This window comes from Leptospira mayottensis 200901116, assembly GCF_000306675.2.
Classification (GTDB): domain Bacteria; phylum Spirochaetota; class Leptospiria; order Leptospirales; family Leptospiraceae; genus Leptospira; species Leptospira mayottensis.
This window is the reverse complement of record NZ_CP024871.1, coordinates 2,075,001-2,077,500: the sequence shown is the minus strand read 5'-3', so window position 1 is coordinate 2,077,500 and position 2,500 is coordinate 2,075,001. Positions and strand designations below refer to the sequence as shown.

Annotated in this window: 3 protein-coding genes (2 of these 3 only partly in view); 2 read left to right on the top strand and 1 reads right to left on the bottom strand. The window is 39.8% G+C overall.

Translation table 11 applies throughout. From position 1 onward, the window contains the following. Both LEP1GSC190_RS09300 and serB read left to right on the top strand, forming a co-directional pair. On the top strand, window positions 1-344 hold the final stretch of the coding sequence (locus LEP1GSC190_RS09300) for a GDSL-type esterase/lipase family protein (RefSeq protein WP_002764017.1). It extends 400 nt beyond the left edge of the window; only the last 344 of its 744 coding nucleotides appear in the window; the start codon falls outside the window, past its left edge; its stop codon occupies window positions 342-344. A 10-nt stretch (window positions 345-354) separates the two neighbouring features. Beyond that, a complete protein-coding gene (gene serB, locus LEP1GSC190_RS09295; protein ID WP_002764022.1) occupies window positions 355-1,236 on the top strand; it encodes a phosphoserine phosphatase SerB in 882 nt (293 codons plus the stop codon). Here the strand turns inward: serB and mutS are convergent. Further along, on the bottom strand, window positions 1,219-2,500 hold the 3' portion of the coding sequence (gene mutS / locus LEP1GSC190_RS09290) for a DNA mismatch repair protein MutS (RefSeq protein WP_004279565.1). It continues 1,265 nt past the right edge of the window; the window shows 1,282 of its 2,547 coding nt (coding positions 1,266-2,547); the start codon falls outside the window, past its right edge — the gene reads right to left on this strand; its stop codon occupies window positions 1,219-1,221. The genes serB and mutS overlap by 18 nt on opposite strands.

Sequence of the window (2,500 nt, the reverse complement as noted above, 5' to 3'; positions counted from 1 at the left end):
TCATTCAGGGAAAATGTCTCTATTTGATTGAAAATAACTTGGTTAAAATTTTAAATAAACTTACTCTATCTCTTCCCAAGACAAAAATAGTCATTCTGGGAATTCCTCCTGTGCGTGCTCGAAGTTTAAATAATATTTCTCCCGTGGTCAATCTGGCTTGGATTTCCATCATTCAGTCCTATAAAAATGTAATTTTTTTAGACAACTGGCAATGGTTCCGAGAAAAAGATCGTTCCGTCCTTCGCCAGGAATTTTGGCTCGAACAAGATGAGATCCACTTGAACGAAAACGCATACAAAGTTTGGGCCGAAAAATTAAAACCGATCCTTTTACCTTATCTCTAAGAGGTTTCCCTTGCTTCTTATTCTTACTCAAAAACCTTATGAAATCCGAAAAGAACTTCTGCTGGGAATCGGAAGCTTCGTATCCCTCAAATCCGAAGAAACTTTTTTACTTTCCTCGGCCTCGGTTCGTACTCAAGGAGAGTGGAGTTGTATCGAATGGAAAATTTCCAGAAATTTGGATTTGCAGGAGTTGATTGAACTGAGAGCAATGTTTGCAAAAAGAAATTCAGATCTTCTTCAGATCGATTATCTTTTAGATCCGAAGAAAAAAAGTTTTTTCGTCTTCGATATGGATTCCACTTTAATTCAACAAGAGGTCATCGACGAATTGGCGAAGCTTGCGGGAGTTTACGAAGAAGTCGCTTCTGTCACAAAGGAGGCGATGGAAGGAAATTTGGATTTTCATGAAGCTCTTAAAAAAAGATGTGCTCATTTAAAGGGACTCTCCTCCTCCATTTTTACGGAACTTTATCCGAAACTGAAGCTGAATGTCGGAGTTGAAAATCTTCTTAGAGGTTTGAAAGAAAAAAGTTATAAGACTGCGGTATTTTCAGGAGGTTTTATAGACATTTTGGAAATGTTCCAGAAACAGTACGGAATAGACGAGATTCGCGCGAACGTTTTAGAAAGACAAAATGGCCAATTTTCGGGAAAGGTGATCGGTGATATCGTTGATAAAAATAAAAAGTTTGAGTATTTAAAGATGATTCGGGATCGAGAAGGAATTTCCCAATCCCAAGTGGTTGCCGTCGGAGACGGGGCGAACGATGCATTGATGTTAAACGAAGCGGGGATCGGAATCGGATTTCATGCAAAGGAAGGTTTGAAAAAACTCATTGCCAATTGGGTGGATTTTGCTCCGTTAGATGTTCTACTATTTTTGTTTTCTTAATTTCTTTTGAAAATCCTCTAATTTTTTTAAGGCTTCGATTGGAGTCATCTCTTCCAGTTTTAGTTTTAGAATGGATTCTTCCGTTTCAGACGGGAGAGTTTTTGGTTTCGGTTCGGTAAATAAAGTAGGTTGGGCTTCTTGAATTCGGATTTCTTTCTTTTTAGATTCCAGATCGATCAGAAGTTCTGTCGCTCTTTTGACGATCGATTCCGGAATTCCCGCAATTTTTGCCACATAGATTCCGAAAGATTTTTTCGCCTTACCGACTTTTACCTTTCGTAAAAATAGGACCTTGTCTTCTTTTTCCAGGGTTTCCAGATAAAGATTGAAAATTCCACTTAGACGGGAAAGCTCCGTAAGTTCATGGTAATGAGTCGCAAAGATTGTTTTGGGTTTTACAGATAAGGAGGAAAAATATTCCAAAATTGACCAGGCGATGCTCATTCCATCATAGGTGGAGGTTCCACGTCCTACCTCGTCGAAAAGAATCAGAGAGTCTTCGGTGTAGTGGTTAAGAATGTTTGCGGTTTCTTTCATCTCAACGTAGAATGTAGATTCTCCCGCAGTCAGATTGTCTCCTGCTCCGATTCGAGTGAAAAGTTTATCCACAATTGGAAGTCTCGCGGATTTTGCGGGAACAAAGGCCCCCATCTGAAACAAAATCTGATTGAGAGCAATTTGTCTCATGAACGTAGATTTACCGGCCATGTTTGGTCCGGTCAAAACGGCGATCGCTTGGTTTTGCGTATCCAAATAGACAGAGTTGGGAACAAATTCTTGACCGGGAGGAAGAGTTGCTTCCACGACTGGATGTCTGGAATCCACCAAATCCAGAGAACGATCTTCGGAAAGTTCGGGACGAATCCAACCGAACTTGTCTTTGGCGGTTAAAACAGAAATTTGGAAATCAAGGTCCCCGATTTCTTCCGAAAAAGAAAGAAGCGCGGAAGAGTATTTCAAAACTTCTTCCACCATACGATTGAATTCCGCTCTTTCTATTTCTTGAATGATTTCGTCCGCTTCCAATATCGAACGTTCTATCTCCTCCAATTTGGGAGTAGTAAAACGTTCGCTTCCTACAAGAGTTTGTTTTTTAAGATAGTCTTTCGGAGCTTGTTCGGCTTGGGCCCTGGAGATTTCAATAAAATAACCTACGATTTTATTATAACGAATCTTTAATGTATTTAAGCTCGTTCTTTTTTTCTCTTCTGCTTCTAAGTTTAGGACCCAATCCTTACCTTTAAAACCCGCTTCTCTCGCTTTA